Annotated in this window: 1 pseudogene; it reads right to left on the bottom strand. The window is 48.3% G+C overall.

The annotated features are described in order from the left end of the window. Positions 1–236: pseudogene (locus tag H5975_RS09320) on the bottom strand (IS30 family transposase); the annotation flags it as partial.

The following is a 236-nucleotide window of genomic DNA, read 5'->3' as shown; positions in this document are numbered from 1 at the left end:
ACGCTCCTCAATGGAGCGGCCGTGACTGAACGTACCACGCTTTTCTTTAGCACGATGACGACGAATTCCATGATCAGGCAAATCGGGTAGCTGTACATCAAGCCAGCCTTGATCAATCCAGTTATAGACCGTCTTGTAGGCAATCCCAACCACATGGGCAACTTGTTCAGGGGACCACTTCTGGACTTGAATCTTTTCCTCGACCAAGTGTTTAAGGTTTTTAGTGAGCGAAGACT

This window comes from Limosilactobacillus coleohominis (assembly GCF_016901675.1).
GTDB lineage: Bacteria > Bacillota > Bacilli > Lactobacillales > Lactobacillaceae > Limosilactobacillus > Limosilactobacillus intestinavium.
Note: the sequence above shows the minus strand (reverse complement) of the source record. Positions and strands in the feature narration are given on the sequence as shown.